Below are 22,708 nucleotides of genomic sequence, written 5' to 3'. Positions count from 1 at the left end.
TCAGTGATGACTGCAAATGACTTCTGCAGTCTGAAAACAGGGATGTTTAAGGGAATAGCTATGTCATCTATCAACGGCTCCGGAGCTGCTCAGCCAGCACAAAGTCTTACTTCGCCAACTCAGTCAGAATCGCCAAAAACGGCAAAAAAGAAAGCGTTTAGTCGTTCGGTTAGTTTGCCAGCCAAGTTAGCCTCCATGCCTTCAGTCCGACCTGCGGCTACCTCAGTGGCAAAGACTCCAGTAAAGCCCACTTCTATCCCAAGCCGAAGTGCTTCAATCAGGACTCCAAAGCAATCCTTCATGCCAAGGCCTGCTCCTGCTTCAAACTCTTCCCAAGGAGGGGATAGCGGTATTTCATCGCGCAATAGTTCTGACAGCTTTATCAGTAATTTTTCTTCATTCAATAGCCTTGGTAGCGTTGATGATGACTTGCCTCCACCGCCTGACTCCTTCCAACCTGATACTCAACCAAGCGATACCACGGAGAAGGTAGAAGCCCAGCCGACAGAAAGAAAAGACACCCGAAGCAAGAAGCAGAAGGTAGGCGACGAGTTACATTCTGCCGGACGGAAGCTGAAGTCAGAAACTTACGGTCGTGCTAAACGCTTCCTGACGGGAAAAAACTGGAAAAAAATCTCACCGGAGCGGTTGAAAGGCTTTCCAGAGCAATTGCATGCAAAAGTACAGGAAAGAAACACCAAGTTGGATCGGTTAGATTCTTTGAAGGCTAGCAAGCTTGAATGGCAGCAGTTTGAGCGCGAGTTTGGTTCGGAAGTAGACTTACTTAAAGCTGGTAGCCCTCCAAAGAAAGGCACATTTAAAATTCCGGATACCGGGCAGAAGTTCACGTTTTCCAAAACTCAGTCCATGCGTCAGAGAGATCAGATGCTGAGTGAATTTAAAAAGGCTTTTGAGAATTCCGGAGGATACGAGAATTACCAAAATGCGTCAGATGAAACAACCGGCATTGATGCACAGCGCGCAGACCTTAAAGATCAGATTTCGAAGTTGAATAAAGAGATGAAAGCAGAGCTTGATAGTCATTATGCCGGCTCCGAGGGTCGACAGCATGCTTATATTGACCAAATGACTCAAAACAGGCATCGAAAGCTGGATAGCGACAAGAGTGCAAAAAGGGTAGAACACCATAAAACGGTAGAACTACTTCAGAATCAGGTAGAAAATGCCCAAACAGAATTGAGTCATTTGAGAGCAAGAAGGGATCGTTTTAAAGAGGTCGAAATACCCAAGAAAGAAAGGCAGATTAAAGCACTGGAAAAACAGCTGAAACGGCAAAAAGGTGACAAGACGGAACTCAAACAACAACTGGCTAAAGCAAAAGATGAAAAAAGAAGTATGCAGTTCACCGTTGATGATTACTTTTCTGATCGAGCTGAGTTGAGAAATAAACTGAACGCATCAAAGGAGCAGCTTAAAAAAGCCACTAAGAAAGATAAGAAAGATGTCCTTAGTACGACACTCAAAAAGCTAGATAAAAGCTCTTTGGAAGAAGATAAAAAAGCAGAAAAAGAACATGATTACGCCACGAAAGCGACCAGAAGAGAACGAAGGGGTCTGAAAAGTGACCTGAAGGGGCGTAAATTGTAATACTGACAAAACTTTATTAAGACCGTGAAGTGCAGTGATCAGAAAAAGGCGCTTACTCAATAGAGTAAGCGCCTTTTTCAGGTTCTGTTCTGGTCTTAAGTAGCTGATCATTCGGAATCGAATGATCAGCTACTCAATGACCTTTCAGAGCAAAAATACCATTGGCATTACGCCAGTAACCCTGATAGTCCAGACCATAACCGAAAATGTAACGATCTTCGATATCCAGACCACAGAAGTCGGCCTTCATACCCGGACGAGCCTTGCGATCGTGCTTTTTGTCGATCAGAACAGCAGTCAGTACTTTCTCGGCACCCTGCTCCTTGCAGAAGTCAACAATGGCGTCCAGAGTGTGGCCTTCGTCCAGAATGTCATCAACCACTACCACGGTACGGCCTTTCATGTCCTGAGTCGGGCGTACTTTCCAGTTCAGCTGGCCGCCGGTCAGTTGGTCTCTGTAGCGGGTGGCGTGCACGTAAGACGCTTCCAGAGGAAATTGCAGGTGAGTCATCAGCTTGCCGGTGATGACCAGACCACCGTTCATCACACAGTAAATCAGCGGGTTGCTGTCACTCAGCTGTTCGGTGATGGCTTTACCCATGTTGGCAATAGCTTCCTCAATCTGCTGCTCATTGTAGAGACAGTCAGCTTCTTCACGAACTTGCCGGATATGATCGAGATCAACAGACATTGGGTGTGAACCTCAAAATAAGGTGAGCAATCTGGTCAAACCGACTATAAGTTTGACCCTGATCAAAAGGAGAAAAAAATACCTGTGTTTGGACAGAACAGCAAGTCGAGGCTGTACGGGATGGTTTTCGTAAAAAACCTATGGAGTTGTGTCCAAGTTGTGTGACAATAAGAGGGTTTACGCTGTTAGCGGTGCATTCTAAGGCATTGTCAGTTCAGACAGCCGCTTTTCTCCATATTGGTCTGTTGCTTTTCCGGAGTTTTCCAGAAGAGCTAAACTCGGGCGGGAGAAAAGACAGAAACACCGGAATGAATTGAGAGACACCACACTGGTCGAGGTTTGGCATGAGTGTACAGGAAATTAAACACCCTTTGGTTCAGCACAAGCTGGGTATTATGCGCACGCGTGATATCAGCACCAAGGGCTTTCGCACCCTGGCAAATGAAGTGGGTTCCCTGCTGACTTACGAAGCGACCAAAGATCTGGAACTGGAAGATGTGACCATTGATGGCTGGGCTGGCGATGTTCAGGTCAAGCAGATCAAGGGTAAGAAAATCACCATCGTGCCTATCCTGCGTGCCGGACTGGGCATGATGGACGGTGTTCTGGATCTGGTGCCAAGTGCCCGTGTCAGCGTTGTCGGCCTGTACCGCGACGAGGAAACTCTGGAGCCGGTGCCTTACTTTGAGAAGCTGGTAAAAGATATTGATGAGCGTATGGCGCTGGTGCTGGACCCAATGCTGGCGACTGGCGGCTCCATGATTGCCACCATCGATATGTTGAAGAAAGCGGGCTGTAAGGAAATTCGCTGTCTGGTTCTGGTGGCCGCACCGGAAGGCATTGAAAAACTGCTGGAAGCACACCCGGACGTAAAACTGTACACCGCTTCTGTGGACGATTGCCTGAACGAACACGGCTATATTATGCCGGGCTTGGGCGATGCCGGAGACAAAATCTTCGGGACGAAGTAATCCATAAAAAAGGCCTTCCGGCCTTTTTTTATAAGCGTAGAAAAGCATGGCCGCAGAGCCATATAAAAACAATGAACGTAAACGGCTGCCCAGACAGAAACTGAGTGGCACTTATTAAGTTTGCAGATTTGAAGAGAACAATTATGACCGACACAAACCTTTTGGGAGAAGATATGTCTCTGGTGCGTCAGGTACTGATGGGCGGACAAATGCTGTTTGTTGCCTTTGGTGCGCTGGTGCTGGTGCCTATCCTGACCGGCCTTGACCCGAATGTCGCCTTTTTTACGGCGGGTGTGGGTACCTTGATTTTCCAACTGGTGACACGTTGCAGTGTACCTATCTTTCTGGCTTCTTCATTTGCTTTTATTGCACCCATCACATTCAGTGTGGGCCAGTGGGGTTTGCCAGCCACCATGGGTGGTTTGATGGCTGCCGGTCTGTTTTATGTTGTGTTGAGTCTGATTGTCCGGGTTCGGGGCAGTGGCTTTCTGTATCGTCTGTTCCCACCCGTTGTGGTCGGGCCGGTGATTATGGTGATTGGCCTTGGATTGGCACCCACCGCCATCAGTATGGCTAACGGTACGGCTAATCCGTCCATTAACGAAACCACTTCGATTATGTTGGCCGGTGTGTCTTTGCTGACGACGCTGTTGGTATCAACCGTCGCTGGCGGTATTCTGAAACTGATTCCGATTTTGTGTGGTGTGGCAGCCGGTTATATCACCGCTGCGTTTATGGGGGTTGTAGACTTTACTGCCATGCACGAAGCGGCATGGATTGGTCTGCCGAACTTCAGCCTGCCGGAATACAACATTAACGCTATTCTGTTTATGATTCCGGTGGCGATAGCTCCGGCCATAGAACACATTGGCGACATGTTGGCCATCAGCTCTGTGACTGGTAAAAAATATCTGGAAAAACCGGGCTTGCAAAACACCCTGTTGGGTGACGGTCTGGCAACGTCTGCAGCAGCAATGTTTGGTGGTCCTCCCAATACCACTTACAGTGAAGTGACGGGTGCGGTGATGCTGACCAAAGCGTTTAATCCCAAAATCATGACCTGGGCTGCGGTGATCGCCATTGCCATTGCCTTTGTCAGCAAAGTCGGAGGCTTCCTGGCGACCATCCCGACACCGGTTATGGGCGGCATTATGATTCTGCTGTTTGGTTCCATTGCTGTGGTGGGGCTGAATACGCTGATCAAGGCTCAGGTGGATCTGGGTAAAGCCCGTAACCTGGTCATTGTTTCCGTTGTGCTGGTATTTGGCATTGGTAATATGGCTCTGAGCTTTGGTGATTTCACCCTGCGCGGGGTTTCCCTGTGTGCCATCACGGCAGTGCTGCTGAATCTGATTCTGCCACACACCGAAAAAGAAGATCGCTATCAGTCCATGGAAGTTGGCTCCTGATTTCTACTCTTCAGAAATGATTGCCCTTAATTATGGGTTGCCAATGAGAGAGTCTTTTACTTTCTCATTGGTTTTTCTGGCCTTGTTCATACCTTCCCTGACCTATATGAAAGCCTTAATCGAAAAACAGTATCTAGAAGATGATACAGACCTTTTCGAGCAGCATTTTTCATTAGAGCTTTCGCGACTTTGGATGAAACTTTGATAAGTTTTGTCTCGATTGAGTCAGAAGTACACTCACTGTTTTCTTCAAATTCTAATTTTCTTTTGCTGGTCTGTGTCATGGATTTTTGATGTACAGCTGATTGTAACGATTTAATTCGGGCGTTTTTATTTTTTATCATGCATTGATATTCATTTTTTTTATCTTGTACTGTGAAAGGACGAAGAGCAATTAAAACAATACTCGGTTCGTCAGATTCTACCGGTTCTGAAAATCGCAGGCTGTACTGGTCATAATTATAGAGGTTTTGTTCAATGTGAAGAGAGACTGATAAGTCACTTGCTACATTCAGCCTTTTGCCATTACTGTGAATTTTTCTGACGACAGGAAGAGTTTGTTCATAATCCTTGTTTTTCTGGAGAAGAGTTGCCCTCTTATTGTAAATTTCAACGATCTCATGGACGACTTCAGAATTAGAAAATACATTTGCCACACTGAATCCTGTACCGATACTACTGTGAATGCGCTCTTCCGGTAGTGTGGTTGAATGGTCTGTATTCAACTGGTCAGCCAGCTCCGAATATTGAAATAATAATGATTCATCGTTTTTGATCCTGACCTCTACGCCAATAATAATCTGGCTGTTTTTTCTGTCTGTAGCGGTATAGAGATGATATTCAGGAAAATGAATGGTTAAGTGTTGCGGAGACAGGCTGGAGGTATGAATTCGTATCATCCAGTTGTGTAAGGCCATAAATTGATAAAAAGCCTGCCAGTCTGGGGTGACACCATTTTCAGCCTCAGCGTTCTGATGAACACTTAAGTGAAGATATTCGCCAAAGGTTTGACTCAGGTGATAAAGGTGATCACCGCTTTCATCGTAATAATTAAACGTCATTGCCATAATTTCATGGCTGATCAATACAAACACTATGGGCAGTAACAGCTGCTTGATAGTCGTTTTTATCACAGGCTAAAACCTCAAGGTTCCTGAATGAAAGGATAATGTTATAGACCAATAAAAAAACGCCCGGGATCAAATCGATCGCCGGGCGTTTTATCAAGCCGTGCTGAGAAGCTCCAACTTACAACATAATCGCTGCACCCGGCCCCAGAGGTAGGTTCAGCATGCTCCAGATAATAAACATCACAATCCAGCCACCCAGGAAGAAGAAGGTGTATGGCATCATCATGGAGATCACAGTACCAATACCAATCTTCGGACCGTTCTTCTCTTCATAGCGAGCCGCAAAGCTGGCAATGATCGGGAAATAGGTCATCAGTGGCGTAATGATATTGGTGGTGGAATCACCAATACGATAAGCCACCTGAGTGTATTCCGGAGTGAAGCCCAGCTGCATGAACATCGGGATAAACACCGGTGCCATAATCAGCCATTTAGAGCTGGCACCGCCCATGAACAGATTGGTTACAGCGGCCAGAACCACCATGGATACGGCCAGAGGAATACCGGTAAAGCCAATCCCCTGCAGCATATCCGCACCAGACACCGCTGCTACAATGCCGAGGTTAGAATAGGCAAAGTAAGACACAAACTGTGCAGAGACAAAAATAATCACCAGCACACTGCCCATGGACGACATGGCTTTCACCAGACCTTTGACGATATCGTCCGGGCTGGTAATGGTCTTGGCACCGTAGCCGTAAGCAATACCGGGAATCAGGAAGGCGGCCGTCAGAATCACAATGATCGACTGCATGAACGGAGAATTACCCAGAATCGCACCGGTGGTGGCGTCACGCAGTGGTGCAGATTCGGGCAGAATCAGGGCTGCCACCGTCGCGGCCAGAATCAGGAATGCCCACTTCGCACGTTTCAGGCCCTTCATCTCTTCAGGCGTCATCTGGTCAGCCTGTTTCGTCATCTCGCCTTTATACTGACCGAGACGGGGTTCAACAATTTTGTCAGTAACAAAGGTACCCAGAATGGTGATCAGGAAGGTGGAAACAAACATAAAGTAGTAGTTTGCAACCGGAGTCACCATATAGGTCGGGTCAAGAATGCGTGCGGCTTCGGTTGAGATACCGCCCAGCAATGGGTCGGTAGAACCAATCACCAGGTTGGCAGAGAAACCACCGGAAACACCGGCAAACGCGGCTGCAATACCCGCCAGTGGATGACGGCCAAAACTCATAAAGACAATGGCACCCAGTGGCACCAGTACTACGTAACCAGCGTCGGAGGCGACGTTCGACATAATACCGGCAAATACCAGAATAGGGGTGATCAGTCGTTTAGGCGTAGCCAGTACCACGCGCTTGAGCATGGCGCTGATCAGTCCGGATGATTCTGCAACGCCGACACCCAGCATAGCCACCAGAATGGTGCCCAGAGCCGCATGGCCGGTAAAGGCTCGAATGGCATTGGTGAACATAAAGCGAATGCCGTCTGCGGTCAGCAAGCTTTGAATCGTCACGGTGGTAGGCATCAGTTCGCCGGTCGCCCGATCCATGGCATCGTAGGTCACCGATACGCCAAGCATGTTCAGAATCGCAGACAGGGCAATGGTGCCTGCTGCAAAGTAGAAGAACATGATGATCGGATGAGGCAGGGCATTTCCACCGCGCTCGATAATATCCAGAAAGCGTTGCAGTGCACCTTTCTGTTTATTGTTGGCTGTTGCGTTGACCGCTGTACTCATAAAAATTCCTGTTTGAATAGGCTGCCAGGGCAGCGGGCAATGCAGAGCATGGGTGTGTTATGACAGTGAAAAGAAACTGCATTGATCAGGTCAACAGGATTATTGAATTTTTATGCACGATAAGGAGTCGGGAAAAACGGCAAAAACGCTGTGGCAGGTATTGATTTGTGTCAATTATATTGAACCATTGTCCCTTAAGTTACAGTATAAATGCTGACTGATAATAAGTATAAGTAGCAGGCGGTACTCACAATGAGTGATTTCAGGGCAGAGCTGGCAGATTTCCTCGAACGTTACCCGAATATGCAGTACATCGACACACTGTTGCCCGATACCAATGGTATTGTCCGGGGCAAACGATTTCCTCTGGCAGCGGCTAAAAAACTGGGCAAAGGCTGCTATTTTCCCGGCTCTGTTTTTTCTCTGGATATCACGGGCACAACAATAGAAGACACAGGTATCGGATTGGATATCGGTGATCCGAACCGGCACTGCAAAGTGGTTCCGGGCTCTCTTGCACCTTCGGCAGCCGATCCTGAACGTATCGGTCAGGTGCTGCTGACCATGCTGGATGAAGAGGGCGAACGGTTTTTGTACGAGCCCAGAAACCTGCTGGCCAACCTTGTAGACAGCTATACCGTGGCCGGTTATCAACCCGTTGTCGCATTAGAGCTTGAGTTTTATCTGATCGACCCGAAACGGGATGATCAGGGTAATATCCAGCCGCCCATTGGTTATATTTCCGGAGAACGGGAAACCCGCAGCCAGCTCTACACGGTGGACGGGCTGGATGATTTCAGTGACTTTTTAAATGATGTGAATGAACTGGCACAGTTGCAGAACATTCCTGCCGATACCGCCATTGCCGAGGCGTCGCCGGGGCAGTTTGAAATTAATCTGCGTCATTGTAACGATCCGATAGCGGCCTGCGATCATGCGATTCTGCTGAAACGCCTTATCCGGGCTGTGGCCCGGCGTTATAACTACGAAGCGACCTTTATGGCAAAGCCGTATGCTGAGTACACCGGCAATGGCTTGCATATTCATACCAGCCTGCTTGACCAGTTTGATCATAATGTATTTGCCATCAGTGATGGTCAGGACAGCGATACACTGCATCAGGCGATCGCCGGTTCGCTGGCTTTAATGCCGGACACCGTTGCTTTGCTCTGTCCTAATATAAACTCTTATCGTCGTATGACTCCGGACATGTACGTGCCTTTAAATGCCAGCTGGGGTCATAATAATCGAACAGTGTCGTTAAGAATCCCCGTCAGTGATGCGGTGAACCGGCGTATCGAACATCGCCTGGCTGGTGCCGATGCTAACCCTTACATCGCTCTGGCTGTTGTTCTGGCTGGTATTCTTTATGGCATAGAAAATAAACTGACACCGCCAGAAGCTGTGACAGGCAATGGACTGAACCAGACGCTGCCCATGTTGCCCTGTCGGCCGGCAGATGCTCTGGAACAACTGCGTAACAGTCAACATCTGTCCCGTTATCTCAGCAAAGAATTTCTTGATACCTATGGAGTGCTTAAACAGAGTGAACTGCGTCAGTTTGAGCAACATATAACCCATCTGGAAATGGAATGGTTGCTGGCAACGGCTTGAGAATAATCTTTATTAAGGGTGTGATTCAGATTTCAAAATGAATCACATTCTTAATCCATTGAAATCAAATTGTCATCGCCGAGCTTTAATTCACTTGATTTAACGTTGTTAAACATTTTTTAAATAACGAGAGAGTTTTGATTGAATCAGGTAGTTAAAATGTTATTCATTTTTCGCCATTGTATGACCCATATCATATTCATTCGTCAGAAATGGAGTAAGAATCCTGATTCCAAAAAAATTTATCATGGTGAGTATTATAATGAGCCGGGAACAAGGAAAAATGTTTGGGGTGGTTCCGTATCTGGAAAACCTGCGGGAGGAATTTGAGCGCAGCCTGGATATTCAGTTTCGGGAAGAGCTGGATGAGCGTGATAACAAAATGACCAACCTTCAGTTGGATTGCAACGGTGTGCTTATCCAGGTGAAACGGAGACATACAGCCCCGGAACGATTTAAAATAGATTTGCGGGCATTAACCCCAAAGTCGGAAGACCGGGAACATTTGATTCATATCGCCAACAAAGTAGGCTGTGTTGTCAGAGAGGAAGGCAAATACGCCAAGTTGAATATCTTTGACCAGTTTATCGCGGTAGAAGAAGCGGTTCCGGTCCTGGGAAAGCTCTATGAAACCATCAATGCCGTTGACGCTGCCTGATATCTGTCTGATTTGAGCACTGCTTCATTAGTTATGCATAATTCTGTTATTCTACGTGACTATCTGAATCAACATTAAAAGAAGGCGCTATTAATGGAAACCGTTGTACTGCTGGTTGATGTGCAAAATATTTACTACACCACCAGAAGTGCTTATCAGTGCAATTTTGATTACAACGCATTCTGGGCCGAAGCAACCAGAGAACGGAAAGTGGTTAAGGCCATTGCCTACGCCATTGACCGTGGTGATGAGAAACAACGGCAATTCCAGAGAATTCTCAGGGCGATTGGCTTTGAAGTGAAACTGAAGCCGTTTATTCAGCGCAGTGACGGTTCCGCCAAAGGGGACTGGGATGTCGGTATTACCCTCGATGGCATCGAGCACGGCGCAGACGTTGATCGGGTGGTACTGGCATCGGGTGATGGCGACTTTGACCTGTTGGTGAAACGGTTGCAGGATCGCTTTAACACCAACGTTGATGTGTATGGTGTTCCTGCCTTAACCGCCAGCTCTCTGATAGATGCAGCCACGCAGTTTATACCCATCGACGAAAAGCTGTTGTTGCCTTCAGCCCGTCATCGCTGAGTCTAAAAATTTGCAGGCGTTGTGCAACTGATCAACCGGCAGTTTTCATCCTTACTGGGATTTCTGAAACGGTGAGGGCGGCTGCTGTCAAAGTAATAGCCGTCACCGGGCAGTAAGGTGTAACTGTCGGTGCCAACAATCAGCTCCAGTGTACCGGATATCACCACGCCTGCTTCTTCACCTTCATGGCATAGCATTTCTTCACCGGTGTCCGTTTCCGGAGGGTAACACTCATCAAGAAACGACATGGCCTTTTGCTGACGAAACTGCCCGAACACTTTCATACGCACACCACCCATTTCCATGGGCAGGATATCGGACTCCCGATAGATCACTGGCTCATAGCCTTCTTCATCCAGTTCCAGAGAGAAAAACGTCACCAGCGACATGGGAATGCCACTCAGCACCTTCTTCAGGGAACTGACCGAAGGGCTGACACTGTTTTTCTCTATCATTGAAATGGTGCTGTTGGTTACACCTGCACGTTTTGCCAGCTCTCTCTGTGACAAAGTGTGCATCTTGCGTACGGCTTTTAAACGACTTCCGACATCCATGGTAAAAAAATCCCTTTAATCCGTTGCCACGGTTAATTCCTGACGTTGCTTTTTCTCTTCTACGGTCAGCACTGTTCTGATGCGTCGTTCCGGAAGCGGCAGTGGCTCAGAGTCTTCCATTTCACGCTTTAACAGCGCGACACGACGGGCTTCCTGTCGCCTTAGCAACCACCAGGATACGAACGCTGCCAGCGACACAGCAAGGATAATCAGGGTCGCCAGTGCATTAATTTTCGGTGTAATGCCCAGTCTGACTGAAGAAAAGACCACCATGGGCAGGGTTGTTGCACCGGGGCCTGAAACGAAGCTGGAGATCACCAGATCATCCAGTGACAATGTAAACGACAGCAGCCATCCGGCAGCAATAGCTGGCAAGATAGCGGGCAGGGTAATCAGCATAAAGGTTTTGAACGGTGGCGAGCCCAGATCCATGGCCGCTTCTTCCACAGAGCGGTCCACTTCCTGCAGGCGTGATGAAATCACCACGGTGGCATAAGCGGTACAAAAGGTCACATGGGCAATCCATATGGTCAGCATGCCCCGATCCGCAGGCCAGCCAACACTGTTCGCCATAGCCACAAACAGCAGCAGCAAAGACAAACCGGTAATGACATCGGGCATGACCAGCGGCGCGGTAATCATACTGGAAAAGGCCGTTTTGCCCCGGAATTTGCGCAGGCGCGTCATGACAAAGGCGGCCATGGTTGCCAGCACTACTGCCATATTGGCACTCCAGAAGCTAATTTTCAGGCTGGTCCAGACCGCGTCGATAATCTGCTCATCACGAAACAGCTCCAGATACCATTTGGAGGAAAACCCCGCCCATACGGTGACCAGACGGGATTCATTAAATGAATAAATCACCAGAATCAGCATGGGCACATACAGAAATAGCAAGCCCGCAATCAGTACCCAGTTAGAGAAACCCATTTTAGTTTTCATAACCCTGAATCCGTGAGTTCATCATCACTAAATCCGCTAAAAACTCAGTCGTACCAGTATCTGTAGGCTAATATTTGCTCATCTCTATTTTCACCTTATAAGTGCATTTTTGTGAAACTTAAATTTGAGCAATCTGAGACCGAATTTTATACACCAGCAGCCGGTCTCTGTTTTTTCGGTCATGCTCTGAACAAGAACACCGATCTAAAGAAGTCGCTGCGTTCTATCAAAAAGCGTCATGGCATTCTTAATATTGATCTGGTGCGGGCTTTTGTCGGCTTATTAGCTTTAGGTAAAACCGATTTTGATGCCATTGATAACTATCGCCATGATGATTGGTTCAAGCGTAGTATGGGCATTAACCAAATGCCTTCCGCCAGTCGCTTGCGCCAGCGTTTTAATGAAGATGCCACCCAGTTGATCCCTTTAATTGAAGAGGCCCTTCCCGAGCTATTGGTTGAACTGGATGCACCCATCTCTCCACTTTCAAAAGAACTTGATCACTTTCAGCATATCCCGCTGGATATAGACGTTACTCCGCAAGATAACAGCAAAACCAAAAAGGAAGGCTCACAATGGACTTATAAACACTTTCATGGCTTTGCACCTATTATGTCTTATGTTGGTACAGAGGGATGGTGTATAGGTGCCGAGCTTCGTCCTGGCTCACAACATTCACAAAACGATTTCATCCCCTTTCTAAGCGCTGTATTGCACAGACTTCGTCGTATTACTCAGGCTCCGGTATTACTGCGACTCGACAGCGGCCATGATGCAGAAGATACTCGCCGGCAGGTTGCCAATCACAACAATGTTAATCACATCATCAAACTCAACCCACGTCAGCAGTATACCGTTACAGCCTGGTTGCCAGCCTTTGAGGCAGCGAATGTGCAGTGGACAGAGCTTCGTCCCGGGAAAACTTATGCGACACTCTCAGTTATCCATGAGACCGATTACGGTAAGCAGCGACTGATCATCCGTATTATCAAGCGTACTACTGACGCGGTGGGGCAGTATTTTTTAACACCAGACTATGAACTGGATGGTTGGTGGACGACACTGGATGAAGCTGAATACGATAATGACAACGTTATATTGCTTTATGAAGATCATGCAACCAGTGAACAGTTTCATAGTGAATTCAAGACTGACATGGATTTGGAAAGACTGCCTTCAGGTAAGTTTGATACGAATGATCTTGTCATGTGTCTTGGTGCACTGACCTACAATATTTTGCGTTACATGGGACAAACCTGTTTGCTTGGCTCTAATTCTCCGGTTCGCCACAAAGCTCAGCGCCGAAGAATCAAGACGGTTATGCAAGAGCTGGTTTATCAATCTGCAAGATTCATGAAAAAGAGTCGCCAATTCATTCTCCGTTTTGGGCGGCATAGCCCGGGTCTGTCGGCTTTTATGCAGCTATTTCCTGAAAAACAGCTCTGTTAGCTGGTTATTCATTTCTCTCGACCGAATGGAAAAATATGTCTGACACTGGCAGGGATTTTCACGCCTTCAGAGCAGAATTCTTCCGATATTCATTAGAAAAGAGCATTGTTTTAAAATCTGTTCAGCTATTTTGGGGTGAATAGCACGCGCTGAAATCGTACAACTTGCTGTTTTGAATTCAATGGGCAAAAAATCTTCTCTGTAATCAAGAAGTCACGGATTCAGGATAACGTCCCTCCAACTCCTGCGACTGATAATGATGGAACAGTGCCATAGGCAGAATCAGCAGGAGCAGCATGACAATGGCAAGGGCAGAAGCCACCGGCCAGTCGCGGTTGCCAAAGAATTCCTGCCAGAGCACGCCGCCAATCATTAACGTGTCAGGCCCGCCTAACAGTTCCGGGATAACAAACTCCCCAACGGATGGAATAAAGACCAGCATGGAACCGGCAATAATCCCGTTTCGGGACAGTGGCAGGGTCACTGTCAGAAAGGTTTTCCAGGGTTTTGCCCCGAGGTCGGCAGAGGCTTCCAATAGTGAACCGTCGTGCTTCATCAGGTTGGCGTACAGAGGTAGCACCATAAAAGGCAGATAGGCATAAACAATACCGATATAGACGGCAAAGTTTGTATTCAGCATGATCAGTGGGCTATCAATAATACCCATCGACATCAAAAAGTTATTGATCAGTCCGTTGTTTTTCAGAATCCCCATCCAGGCGTAGATTCGAATCAGGAACGATGTCCACGACGGCAGCAGGATCAGCAACAGCAGGGTAATCTGCATTTGCTTTGAGGCTTTCGACATGGCATAAGCCATTGGATATCCCAACAGCAGGCACAGCAGGGTTGAGTTAAACGCAATGGTGACCGAGCTGATGTAAGCATTTACATACAAATCGTCGTCTGCCAGAAAAAGGTAGTTGCCAATATTAAGGACAACAATCAGGGATTCATCGGCGTATTCAAAGAGTCGTGTGTAAGGAGGGATGGCAATCGCCATTTCGGCAAAACTGATTTTCAGAACAATGGCAAACGGCACCAGAAAGAACAGCAGTAACCAGAGGTACGGAATGCCAATTAATAGCCGTTTGCCGGCCAGGTTCTTATGGCTGAATAAATGCCGAACAGAGAGTGATAACCGGTTCATAAGACTCGACTCCCTAATTGTTCAAAACCACAGGGCTGGAAGCATCCCAGCTGATGTACACCGGCTCGTTCCAGCTTAAACGGGTGCCGCGGCGTTCGGTGTTGGTCTGGTTTGCCAGAACAATTTTTCCGGAAGGCAGTTTGACGTAATACACCGAGTGCGTGCCGAGATAAGCAATGTCATCAATAATGCCTTCTGACCAGTTACTGGATGCGCTGGGTTTTTCAATGCTGATGCGGGTTTTCTCCGGTCGAACGGCCACCCAGACCTGCGGGTTTTCCTGTGCAGTACTGATGCCGTGACTGATTCGCACCGGGGCTTCCAGAAGGTGAGAGCGAATAATGGCATGGTCGGCTTCGTCTTCGGTAATCTCGCCTTCGAACAGGTTTACCGAGCCAATAAACTCAGCAGTCATTCGACTGTTAGGGCTTTCATAGATATCCACGGGCGAGCCGGTCTGGACAATCCAGCCATGATCCATAATGCCAATCCGGTCCGCCATGGTCATGGCTTCTTCCTGATCATGGGTCACCATCAGACAGGTGACGCCGACCTGTTCGATAATATCCACCAGTTCCAGCTGCATGCGGGTTCGTAACTGTTTGTCCAAAGCCCCCATGGGTTCATCGAGCAATAGCAATTGCGGGCGTTTGGCAAGGCTGCGGGCCAGGGCGACACGTTGTCGCTGACCGCCTGACAGCTGGTGAGGTTTGCGTCGGGCAAAACGACTCATGTCTACCAGCTTCAGCATGGCTTCAACCCTGTCCCTGATTTCGGTTTTTGCGAGCCGGTCCTGTTTCAGGCCAAAGGCTATATTCTGTTCAACGGTCATATGAGGAAACAGGGCATACGACTGGAACATCATATTGATGGGGCGTTTGTATGGCGGAAGGTCGGTAATATCCTGACCATCCAGTAAAATCTGTCCGGACGTGAGTGATTCAAACCCTGTCAGCATGCGTAGCAGGGTTGATTTGCCCGAACCGGAGGCACCTAGCAAGGCAAATATTTCTCCCCGTCTGATATCCAGTGAGACATGATCAACGGCGGTGACGCCATCAAACTGTTTGGCGACTTCCCTGATTTCAAGGATATTGGTGCTGGGTTCGGACATGATCTTACAACCGATTATAATTATTGTTCTGTTGCTTATGCGGCTATTTCCATTGGCGATAGCCGCAGATTGACGTTTATTGTCCGGTGGTCACCTTGGTAAAGGTGCGGTTTACCAGCCGGTTAATTTTGGGAGGTAAAACCTCAAAAACGTAAAGGTTTTCTTCCGCTTCCCGAGAAGGGTAAATGCCGGGATGTTGAACAATTCCATCATCCAATAAACTGACCGCGGCACTGTTGCCACTGGCGTAAGAGACATAGTTGGAGATTTCTGCCATCACTTCCGGCTCCAGCAGATAGTTCAGGAAGGCATAAGCTTCTTCAACGTTTTCTGCATCTTTGGGAATCGCCAGCATGTCAAACCACATACCAGCGCCTTCTTTTGGAATCACGTATTCAACCGTAATGCCATTGTCTGCTTCTGCGGCACGGTCACTGGCCTGAAGAATATCGCCAGACCAGCCAAGGGCTACACAAACATCCCCATTGGCCAGATCACTGATAAATTTGGAAGAGTGGAAATAAGTGATATGTGGTCGAATGGTTTGCAGCAGCTGTTCGGCCTTCGCGTAGTCGCCTTTCTTTTTCGAGTTTGGATCGAGTCCCAGATATTGCAGGGCAGCGGGTATGACTTCTGTCGGAGCATTCAGAACCGCTACGCCACACTGGCTGAGTTTGCTAATGTTTTCTTCTTTAAATAGCAGGTCCCAGCTGTCCAGTGGCGCTGCAGAGCCAAGATGCTTTTTAACCAGATCAGGGTTGTAGCCAATGCCGGTTGTTCCCCAGAGATAGGGAAAGGCATGGTCATTATTGTTGTCGTAGATTTCCAGTCGTTTCAGCAGGTTGTTGTCCAGATTCTTCCAGCCTTCGAGTTTGTCCTTTTCCAGTGGTGCGAAAACACCCGCCTGTATCTGTCTGGCCATAAACATTGCTGACGGTACCACAATATCGTATCCGGTCTTTCCGGAGAGTAGCTTTGCCTCCAATACTTCATTGCTGTCAAAGACATCGTATCGAACCTTGATGCCGGTTTTCTTCTCGAAATTGGCAATGGTGTCTTCGGCAATATAATCCGACCAGTTGTAGATATTCAGGGTTTTGTCATTCGCCATGGTCAGGGAAGACAATGCCAGCGTACTTGCCATAAGGCTGTGGGTTAGGAGTTTTTTTATCATTTTTATGGTTCCTGTTTTTATCGTTATTTCTGCTGCGTTTTCAAAAATATCTTTACGTTAAAGCTTTGGCGGTCTGATCAAGACTTTTCCATGCCTTTTCAATCAGTTCATCAATTTCCTGTTCCGAGATCACCAGTGGAGGTGAAATAATCATGGTGTCGCCTACTGCACGCATCACCAGACCATTGTTAAAACAGAAATCCCGACACAGGGTACCGGCTGTGCCTTTATCGTCAAAGCGTGTTCGGCGGCTCTTGTCATTGGTGATTTCCAGCGCTGCGACCATACCTGCGCCACGGGTTTCACCCACCAGAGGATATGCTGCCAGCTCTGACCAGCGTTGTTGCAGGTATGGGCCTGTGATGGTTCCGGCCTGTTCGATAATGGCTTCTTTCTGCAGTATTTCTATGTTGGCCAGTGCAACGGCTGCAGCGGTTGGGTGACCGGAGTAAGTGAAACCATGGTTAAACTCGCCACTGGTTTTAATCACTTCAGCCACCTTGTCACTGACCATCACTGCACCCAGCGGCAGATAACCGGAGGTGATGCCTTTCGCCAGACTCATCAGGTCGGGTTGCAGGTCATAATAATTACTGCCAAACCACTGTCCAGTTCGACCAAAGCCGCAAATGACTTCATCCTAAATTCATCACTTGAGAATCCCGACTAAACTGTAACCCCATCTGCGAAGAGGGATACAGATGATTTTTCCACCAAAATCTGTTCACCCAAAAGGTGAACTTAAAGAACTCAGCAAAAAGTGCTCAACGACCTCTCTTGAAGTGGACACGTTTGAGGGAAAAATCCATGTTGAGTGGGAACCTGGCGCATCAGTCGCACCAATGGGGCAGTTACCCTTTTTTATTCAGTTTTTAAAAACAGGTTGTAGATTTGAACCATGGGTTGAAGATTGCCCTTTAACTTACAAAAGCAATAACGCACCTGAAAAAGTTAATGTAATAGGTTCCCTTTTTCTCTCAATACTCTCAGGTCACAAACGTTATGCTCATATTGGAACGTTAACCGGGATGGAGTGAATCCCAAATTACTGGGTATGACAAAGGTAGTCAGTGATGATTCTGCTCGTCGGGGTTTACTCAAAATAGATGAGAAAGAAGGTGTTGAATGGATGCAGCATCATTTGCAGGAATGCTATGAACCCTTATTAAAGTTACCATGGATATTAGATGTCGACGTTACGATAAAAACCATTTACGGAAGTCAGGAAGGAGCAGAAACAGGTTATAACCCTCATAAGAAAGGGCGTCCTTCACATACTTATCATTCTTACATGATGGCTAATTTAAAGCTGGTTCTTGATGTTGAAGTTCAGCCCGGTGATAAAGGAAACAGTAAGCATTCATTGCCCGGTTTAATAAATCTATTAAACCGTCTACCAAAAGAGTGTTGGCCTGAATTTGTTCGAGGTGATTGTGACTGGGGCAGTGACAGAGTGATGTCAGAACTCGAACAAGCAAATTGTGGTTATCTATTCAAAGTAAAGAAGACAGCCAACGTCAAAAAGTCCATATACCATGCGCACTGTAGCGGGGGATGGGTTCGCTACAACAGATATTGGGAAGGCAAGGAGTCAGAATTAAAACTAGGTGGTTGGGAGAAATCAAGACGAATCATTATTGTTCGAAGAAGATTATCAGGTGATTCTCTGTTGCTGGAGAAAGAGAATAATAAGAAGCAAAAAGAAATCGCTTTTATCTCAGACCCTGAAAACATCAAACTCTTTGAGTACTCAGTATTAGTGACCAGTCTTGATAATGACGTTGTATCCATCATAGATCATTACAGAGACAGAGCTGACTGTGAAAATAATTTTGATGAAATCAAAAATCACTGGGGATGGGGAGGTTACACAACCAAGGATATAAAGCGATGTCGTATTCTATCAAGGATGGTTGCACTGGCATATAACTGGTGGACTTTGTTTGTAAGACTGAGCAATCCTGATTCGCATAAAGAAGCAATAACCAGCAGGCCATTATTGATGAGTGCTATTGGCAAGTTAACAGAGAGTGGGCGTAAGAAAAAAATAACGATTACCAGTCAGCATAATTTGATAAAAAAGATCCAAACAATGCAGGAAGATCTCTGTGTATTTTTTGATGCCATTAAGAAGACTGCAGCGCAGTTGACTCCAATTGATATCTGGTGCCGAATATTAACGAGGGCTGTGTCGAAATTTTTAACAAAAGGTGAAATTATTACGCCTGTCCAGCTTATTAACTCAAGTTAAGCGAAAGCAAGGTTTAGCAGGATAGTAGCTGGCATTGCTCTCTTAGAGCGCGGTGGGTAATCGCTCAACTGCTGAATTTAGGTTCATCCATCACCAGAAGAATGTCGTATTTATCGAGGACTTTTTTGACTTCAGGCCAGTAGGTGTCTGGCATAATCACGCCACCGGCACCCTGAATGGGTTCTGCAATAAAGGCTGCCACCCGGTCTTCACCCAGTGATTGAATCTGTTCCTCAAGAGCTTGTGCAGCCTGAAGGCCAAACTCATCAGCCGACAGGTCGCCACCTTCTCCATACCAGTAAGGCTGTTGAATATGCACAATGCCGGGAATAGGCAGTTGCCCCTGTTTGTGCATGGGTTTCATGCCACCCAGACTGGCACCCGCTACCGTAGAGCCGTGGTAGGCATTATCCCGACTGATAATGATCTGTTTGTCGGGTTGGCCTTTGGCTGCCCAGTAATGGCGCACCATTCTCAGTACCGTGTCGTTGCACTCGGAACCGGAGCCGGTAAAAAAGTCGTGATTCAAAGGCTCTGGTGTAATCTCCGCCAGCTTCTCCGCCAGCTTTATAACAGGCGGGTGCGTGGTTTTAAAGAACGTGTTGTAGTACGGAAGCTGTTGCATCTGTGCGCTGGCTGCGTCCACCAGTTCTTGCCTGCCGTAGCCGATATTGACGCACCACAGCCCTGCCATGCCATCAAGAATCTTGTTGCCATGACTGTCGTAAAGATAAACACCCTGTGCTTTTTCTATGACTCTGGCACCTTCCTGCGTCAGCGCACCATTATCGGAGAAGGGGTGCAGGTGATGCTTGTGGTTGCTGGTCTGCAACGCTTCGGTTCTCTGCCTGAAGCGACAGGTTTCAGGTTGTTTAAGCTCTTGCATGATGCTTCCTCCTCCATTAAACGGTTAGCTGCAGATATTCCCGTTCCCAGGAACTGATAACCTGCTTAAAGTTCTGATGTTCCGCCCGCTTGACTTCAACAAAGGCTTTAACAAACTGACTGCCCAGCGCCTGTTTCATGATGTCACTGTTTTCCATGCGTTCCAGGGCTTCTTCAAGATTGAGTGGCAGTCGCTCAATACTGGATTCGTCGTAAGCACTGCCGGTAATCATACGACTGGGTTCGATCTCCTCTACCATGCCCAGATAGCCGCACAGTAATGACCCGACAAAGGCCAGATACGGGTTCACATCGGCTCCGGCAATGCGGTTTTCTATGCGTCGGTTTTCCGGGGTAGAGTCCGGTATCCGCAAACCTGCGGTGCGGTTATCAATGCCCCAGGCCAGATTAACCGGTGCCGAGGTGTACGACAGAAAACGTCGGTAGGAGTTAACATTCGGGGCAAACAGTGGCATGGCTTCCAGCAGGTATTTCTGCAAGCCTCCTACATAGTGGTGCAGCATTTTGCTGTCGTTGCCATTACGCAGCGTGAAAATATTGTTGCCTTTATCATCCAGAATGCTTTGATGCAGGTGCATGGAACTGCCGGGCTGGTGGCTGATGGGCTTTGCAATAAAGGTGGCATTGATACCATGCTTCAGGGCAGCTTCCCGTACGGTTCTTTTGAAAATAAACACCTGATCAGCCAGAGACAGCGCATCACCGTGACGGAAGTTGATTTCCATCTGGGCCGCGCCTTCTTCATGAATCAGGGTGTCAATGTCGAGTCCCTGAGCTTCGCACCAGTCATAGACATCTTCAAACAGAGGGTCGTACTCATTAGCGGCATCAATACTGTACGACTGTCGTCCGGATTCAGGCCGACCGGAACGTCCGACAGGGGGCTGCAACGGGTAATCAGGATTATCACTGGTGCGGGTCAGGTAGAATTCCAGCTCCGGGGCAACCACCGGAGTCCAGCCCTTTTCGCTGTAGAGTGCCAGCACTTTTTTTAAGAGGTTGCGGGGAGCCATCTCAACCGGCTCGCCTTCTTTGCTGTAACAGTCGTGGATCACCAGTGCTGTTGCTTCCAAAGCCCATGTAACCCTATGAATAGCGTTCTGATCCGGTTTCAGTACCATATCCATTTCTGTGTTACTGATCAGGTCATCGTAAACGCTGTCGTCTACATAATCGCCGGTGACCTCCTGAATCAGTACACTTTCAGGTAAGCGAATACCCGCTTCAGCCAGAAATTTACTGCTGGGCATGATTTTGCCCCGGGCGATGCCGGTGAAATCGGAGATAACGGCTTCAACCTCGGTGATGTTGTGTTCTTTTAACCAGGCCGCCAGTTTTTTCATAGTGAACTCGGTTTGAATGCTATTGTTATTTTTCATTTTTAAAAGCCAGCTGTATTCCGGCTTTCAAGGTATTCACCAGTTGGTTTATGTGTTCCTGTTCAATGATCAGTGGTGGCGACATGGCGATAATGTCGCCTGTCCAGCGCACCAGTACACCCTGCTCATAACAGTATTGAAATACCCTTCTTCCGCGCTCACCGGGTTGTCCTGACAACGGTTGTAATTCGATGGCACCGATGAGCCCGGTATTGCGAATATCAATGACGCCGGGTAAGCCTTTGAGGCTGTGCAGTCCGGTTTCAAAGCTGGACTACATGGCTAAAGTGCGCTGGAACAAACCTTCCTGTTCATAGATGTCCAGCGTTGCCAGTCCGGCGGCACAGGCGACAGGATGGCCGGAATAGGTGTAACCGTGGAACAGTTCAATGGCAGCTTCAGAACCGGTCATAAAAGTGTCGTGTATTTCTTCACTGACAAACACGGCACCCATGGGGATGGCACCATTGGTCAGCCCTTTGGCAGTAGTCATAATATCCGGCTCAATGCCCCAGCGGTTGGCAGCAAAGGCTTCGCCAACACGGCCAAAGCCGGTAATGACTTCATCAAAAATCAGCAGGATATTGTGTTGGCGGGTGATCTCACGAAGCTTTTGCAGGTAGCCCACCGGGGGCATAATCACACCACCGGAACCTGCCACCGGTTCGACAATCATTGCGGCTATATTGGAGGCGTCGTGCAGGGTAATGATCTGCTCCAAAGCTTCAGCGAGTTCTACACCCTGTTCAGGTAAGCCACGGCTGAAAGCGTTCAGATCAATATTCAGAGTGTGTGGCAGGTGGTCTGTGCCTGGCAGTCCTGAACCAAAGGCTTTGCGATTGTTTGGAATACCGCCCACGGAAATTCCGCCGAAATTCACGCCGTGATAACCCCGTTCACGACCAATCAGTTTCTGTCGTGTGCCCTGACCTTTAAGACGGTGGTAATTCAGGGCAATTTTTAACGCAGTTTCGACCGATTCAGAACACATGGTTAAGGTGACCGGGAGTGTGCTGGATCAGGCGCTCGGCAAACTCAAAGGCCAGCTGCCCCATCTGAAAGGGCGGCGCGTAATCCAGCTGACTGACCTGACGGGCAACGGCTTCTGAAATAGCCTCCCGCCCGTGACCCGCATTGACACACCAGAGGCCTGCGCAATCGTCGAGAATCTGCTGACCTTTGTCGTTTGTAAAATTACATGCCTTTTGCAGTGGTCAGCATTTTGGGGGAAGACTTAAATTGGCGGTTTGCTGTAAATGGCATCCAGAATGCGGACAGAGAAGCTTGCTGATCTTCACTTTTATTGAAAATAGGGTTGGCCAGCGTGAACTCGGACATTGGCATACCTTTATTATTTTGATTTTCAGGCATTCAGAGCATCTGTGAACTTAATCACAGCTGCTATGTTATTTCGAACGATTCGTAGA

General features: G+C 47.8%; 21 protein-coding genes and 2 pseudogenes. 9 read left to right on the top strand and 14 right to left on the bottom strand.

Going from position 1 to position 22,708, the window contains the following annotated elements; translation table 11 throughout:
• Positions 1 to 119 precede the first annotated feature (119 nt).
• Entirely contained in the window at positions 120 to 404 is a 285-nt protein-coding gene (locus EZMO1_RS26305) for a hypothetical protein (protein WP_145912649.1), read from the bottom strand.
• A gap of 244 nt (positions 405 to 648) precedes the next feature.
• On the opposite strand from EZMO1_RS26305, the gene EZMO1_RS17845 reads away from it, so the two are divergent.
• A complete protein-coding gene (locus EZMO1_RS17845) occupies positions 649 to 1,608 on the top strand; it encodes a hypothetical protein (protein WP_145912648.1) in 960 nt (319 codons plus the stop codon).
• 133 nt (positions 1,609 to 1,741) lie between these two features.
• On the opposite strand, the gene EZMO1_RS17840 is transcribed toward EZMO1_RS17845, so the two are convergent.
• The gene (locus tag EZMO1_RS17840; RefSeq protein WP_034876650.1) at positions 1,742 to 2,299 is read right to left on the bottom strand and encodes a hypoxanthine-guanine phosphoribosyltransferase; all 558 of its coding nucleotides are present in this window, start codon (positions 2,297 to 2,299) and stop codon (positions 1,742 to 1,744) included.
• A 344-nt stretch (positions 2,300 to 2,643) separates the two neighbouring features.
• Here EZMO1_RS17840 and upp point away from each other — a divergent pair, with 344 nt between their 5' ends.
• Both upp and EZMO1_RS17830 read left to right on the top strand, forming a co-directional pair.
• Complete coding sequence (upp, locus tag EZMO1_RS17835) at positions 2,644 to 3,270, top strand: uracil phosphoribosyltransferase (protein WP_034876652.1); 627 nt, start codon at positions 2,644 to 2,646, stop codon at positions 3,268 to 3,270.
• Between the two features lie 143 nt (positions 3,271 to 3,413).
• The gene (locus EZMO1_RS17830; RefSeq protein WP_201772203.1) at positions 3,414 to 4,679 is read left to right on the top strand and encodes a uracil-xanthine permease family protein; all 1,266 of its coding nucleotides are present in this window, start codon (positions 3,414 to 3,416) and stop codon (positions 4,677 to 4,679) included.
• 86 nt (positions 4,680 to 4,765) lie between these two features.
• On the opposite strand, the gene EZMO1_RS17825 is transcribed toward EZMO1_RS17830, so the two are convergent.
• On the bottom strand, positions 4,766 to 5,773 hold the full coding sequence (locus tag EZMO1_RS17825; protein ID WP_222842137.1) for a hypothetical protein: 1,008 nt from the start codon (positions 5,771 to 5,773) through the stop codon (positions 4,766 to 4,768).
• Between the two features lie 154 nt (positions 5,774 to 5,927).
• Positions 5,928 to 7,505: an AbgT family transporter gene (locus EZMO1_RS17820; RefSeq protein ID WP_034876656.1), complete on the bottom strand. Its 1,578-nt coding sequence runs from the start codon at positions 7,503 to 7,505 to the stop codon at positions 5,928 to 5,930.
• 252 nt (positions 7,506 to 7,757) lie between these two features.
• Between EZMO1_RS17820 and EZMO1_RS17815 the strand changes: the two genes are divergently transcribed.
• The 3 genes from EZMO1_RS17815 to EZMO1_RS17805 all read left to right on the top strand — a co-directional run bounded on the left by EZMO1_RS17815 (position 7,758) and on the right by EZMO1_RS17805 (position 10,362).
• Positions 7,758 to 9,119, top strand: a complete 1,362-nt coding sequence (locus EZMO1_RS17815) for a glutamine synthetase family protein (RefSeq protein WP_034876658.1) — start codon at positions 7,758 to 7,760, stop codon at positions 9,117 to 9,119.
• 262 nt (positions 9,120 to 9,381) lie between these two features.
• Entirely contained in the window at positions 9,382 to 9,777 is a 396-nt protein-coding gene (locus EZMO1_RS17810) for a hypothetical protein (RefSeq protein ID WP_145912647.1), read from the top strand.
• A 93-nt stretch (positions 9,778 to 9,870) separates the two neighbouring features.
• Complete coding sequence (locus EZMO1_RS17805) at positions 9,871 to 10,362, top strand: LabA-like NYN domain-containing protein (protein ID WP_034876662.1); 492 nt, start codon at positions 9,871 to 9,873, stop codon at positions 10,360 to 10,362.
• Positions 10,363 to 10,364: 2 nt separating this feature from the next.
• On the opposite strand, the gene EZMO1_RS17800 is transcribed toward EZMO1_RS17805, so the two are convergent.
• Complete coding sequence (locus EZMO1_RS17800; protein WP_034876664.1) at positions 10,365 to 10,916, bottom strand: cupin domain-containing protein; 552 nt, start codon at positions 10,914 to 10,916, stop codon at positions 10,365 to 10,367.
• 15 nt (positions 10,917 to 10,931) lie between these two features.
• Positions 10,932 to 11,858, bottom strand: a complete 927-nt coding sequence (locus tag EZMO1_RS17795; protein ID WP_051790033.1) for an ABC transporter permease subunit — start codon at positions 11,856 to 11,858, stop codon at positions 10,932 to 10,934.
• Positions 11,859 to 11,969: 111 nt separating this feature from the next.
• Here EZMO1_RS17795 and EZMO1_RS17790 point away from each other — a divergent pair, with 111 nt between their 5' ends.
• The gene (locus EZMO1_RS17790; protein ID WP_034876666.1) at positions 11,970 to 13,307 is read left to right on the top strand and encodes an IS1380 family transposase; all 1,338 of its coding nucleotides are present in this window, start codon (positions 11,970 to 11,972) and stop codon (positions 13,305 to 13,307) included.
• Between the two features lie 205 nt (positions 13,308 to 13,512).
• Here EZMO1_RS17790 and EZMO1_RS17785 read toward each other — a convergent pair whose 3' ends face one another.
• From EZMO1_RS17785 to EZMO1_RS17770, 4 genes are all read right to left on the bottom strand, one after another.
• Complete coding sequence (locus EZMO1_RS17785) at positions 13,513 to 14,457, bottom strand: ABC transporter permease subunit (protein ID WP_051790035.1); 945 nt, start codon at positions 14,455 to 14,457, stop codon at positions 13,513 to 13,515.
• A gap of 13 nt (positions 14,458 to 14,470) precedes the next feature.
• Positions 14,471 to 15,571 (bottom strand): ABC transporter ATP-binding protein, encoded by a 1,101-nt coding sequence (locus tag EZMO1_RS17780; protein ID WP_034876668.1) that lies wholly within the window; start codon positions 15,569 to 15,571, stop codon positions 14,471 to 14,473.
• 76 nt (positions 15,572 to 15,647) lie between these two features.
• On the bottom strand, positions 15,648 to 16,745 hold the full coding sequence (locus EZMO1_RS17775; protein WP_034876670.1) for a polyamine ABC transporter substrate-binding protein: 1,098 nt from the start codon (positions 16,743 to 16,745) through the stop codon (positions 15,648 to 15,650).
• Between the two features lie 52 nt (positions 16,746 to 16,797).
• Positions 16,798 to 17,325 (bottom strand): aminotransferase class III-fold pyridoxal phosphate-dependent enzyme, encoded by a 528-nt coding sequence (locus EZMO1_RS17770; RefSeq protein ID WP_420809947.1) that lies wholly within the window; start codon positions 17,323 to 17,325, stop codon positions 16,798 to 16,800.
• Positions 17,326 to 17,446: 121 nt separating this feature from the next.
• Here EZMO1_RS17770 and EZMO1_RS26300 point away from each other — a divergent pair, with 121 nt between their 5' ends.
• Both EZMO1_RS26300 and EZMO1_RS17760 read left to right on the top strand, forming a co-directional pair.
• Positions 17,447 to 17,782 carry a hypothetical protein gene (locus EZMO1_RS26300; protein WP_061509623.1) on the top strand — a complete coding sequence of 112 codons (336 nt, stop codon included), beginning with the start codon at positions 17,447 to 17,449 and terminating at the stop codon, positions 17,780 to 17,782.
• Between the two features lie 17 nt (positions 17,783 to 17,799).
• Positions 17,800 to 18,996, top strand: a complete 1,197-nt coding sequence (locus EZMO1_RS17760) for a transposase (protein ID WP_051789979.1) — start codon at positions 17,800 to 17,802, stop codon at positions 18,994 to 18,996.
• 82 nt (positions 18,997 to 19,078) lie between these two features.
• On the opposite strand, the pseudogene EZMO1_RS17755 reads toward EZMO1_RS17760, so the two are convergent.
• From EZMO1_RS17755 to EZMO1_RS27885, 4 genes and pseudogenes are all read right to left on the bottom strand, one after another.
• Positions 19,079 to 19,882 (bottom strand): annotated as a pseudogene (locus EZMO1_RS17755) (aminotransferase class III-fold pyridoxal phosphate-dependent enzyme); the annotation flags it as partial.
• A 16-nt stretch (positions 19,883 to 19,898) separates the two neighbouring features.
• Positions 19,899 to 21,281, bottom strand: coding sequence for a glutamine synthetase family protein (locus tag EZMO1_RS17750; RefSeq protein WP_236632026.1), 1,383 nt, complete (start codon positions 21,279 to 21,281; stop codon positions 19,899 to 19,901).
• Positions 21,271 to 22,272 (bottom strand): annotated as a pseudogene (gene aptA, locus EZMO1_RS17745) (omega-aminotransferase AptA). The gene EZMO1_RS17750 and the pseudogene aptA overlap by 11 nt, the downstream one beginning before the upstream one ends.
• 203 nt (positions 22,273 to 22,475) lie before the next feature.
• Complete coding sequence (locus tag EZMO1_RS27885) at positions 22,476 to 22,652, bottom strand: hypothetical protein (protein ID WP_330217123.1); 177 nt, start codon at positions 22,650 to 22,652, stop codon at positions 22,476 to 22,478.
• Positions 22,653 to 22,708: the final 56 nt, after the last annotated feature.

The organism is Endozoicomonas montiporae CL-33 (genome assembly GCF_001583435.1).
Lineage (GTDB): Bacteria > Pseudomonadota > Gammaproteobacteria > Pseudomonadales > Endozoicomonadaceae > Endozoicomonas_A > Endozoicomonas_A montiporae.
This window is presented reverse-complemented; position numbering and strand designations above follow the sequence as displayed.

Bases quoted from the DNA above. Each gene is read 5' to 3' on its own strand.
- EZMO1_RS17840 (WP_034876650.1), bottom strand. From the start codon at position 2,299: ATGTCTGTTGATCTCGATCATATCCGGCAAGTTCGTGAAGAAGCTGAC.
- upp (WP_034876652.1), top strand. From the start codon at position 2,644: ATGAGTGTACAGGAAATTAAACACCCTTTGGTTCAGCACAAGCTGGGT.
- EZMO1_RS17830 (WP_201772203.1), top strand. From the start codon at position 3,414: ATGACCGACACAAACCTTTTGGGAGAAGATATGTCTCTGGTGCGTCAG.
- EZMO1_RS17820 (WP_034876656.1), bottom strand. From the start codon at position 7,505: ATGAGTACAGCGGTCAACGCAACAGCCAACAATAAACAGAAAGGTGCA.
- EZMO1_RS17815 (WP_034876658.1), top strand. From the start codon at position 7,758: ATGAGTGATTTCAGGGCAGAGCTGGCAGATTTCCTCGAACGTTACCCG.
- EZMO1_RS17810 (WP_145912647.1), top strand. From the start codon at position 9,382: ATGAGCCGGGAACAAGGAAAAATGTTTGGGGTGGTTCCGTATCTGGAA.
- EZMO1_RS17805 (WP_034876662.1), top strand. From the start codon at position 9,871: ATGGAAACCGTTGTACTGCTGGTTGATGTGCAAAATATTTACTACACC.
- EZMO1_RS17800 (WP_034876664.1), bottom strand. From the start codon at position 10,916: ATGGATGTCGGAAGTCGTTTAAAAGCCGTACGCAAGATGCACACTTTG.
- EZMO1_RS17795 (WP_051790033.1), bottom strand. From the start codon at position 11,858: ATGAAAACTAAAATGGGTTTCTCTAACTGGGTACTGATTGCGGGCTTG.
- EZMO1_RS17785 (WP_051790035.1), bottom strand. From the start codon at position 14,457: ATGAACCGGTTATCACTCTCTGTTCGGCATTTATTCAGCCATAAGAAC.
- EZMO1_RS17780 (WP_034876668.1), bottom strand. From the start codon at position 15,571: ATGTCCGAACCCAGCACCAATATCCTTGAAATCAGGGAAGTCGCCAAA.
- EZMO1_RS17775 (WP_034876670.1), bottom strand. From the start codon at position 16,745: ATGATAAAAAAACTCCTAACCCACAGCCTTATGGCAAGTACGCTGGCA.
- EZMO1_RS26300 (WP_061509623.1), top strand. From the start codon at position 17,447: ATGATTTTTCCACCAAAATCTGTTCACCCAAAAGGTGAACTTAAAGAA.
- EZMO1_RS17760 (WP_051789979.1), top strand. From the start codon at position 17,800: ATGACAAAGGTAGTCAGTGATGATTCTGCTCGTCGGGGTTTACTCAAA.
- EZMO1_RS17750 (WP_236632026.1), bottom strand. From the start codon at position 21,281: ATGAAAAATAACAATAGCATTCAAACCGAGTTCACTATGAAAAAACTG.
- EZMO1_RS27885 (WP_330217123.1), bottom strand. From the start codon at position 22,652: ATGCCTGAAAATCAAAATAATAAAGGTATGCCAATGTCCGAGTTCACG.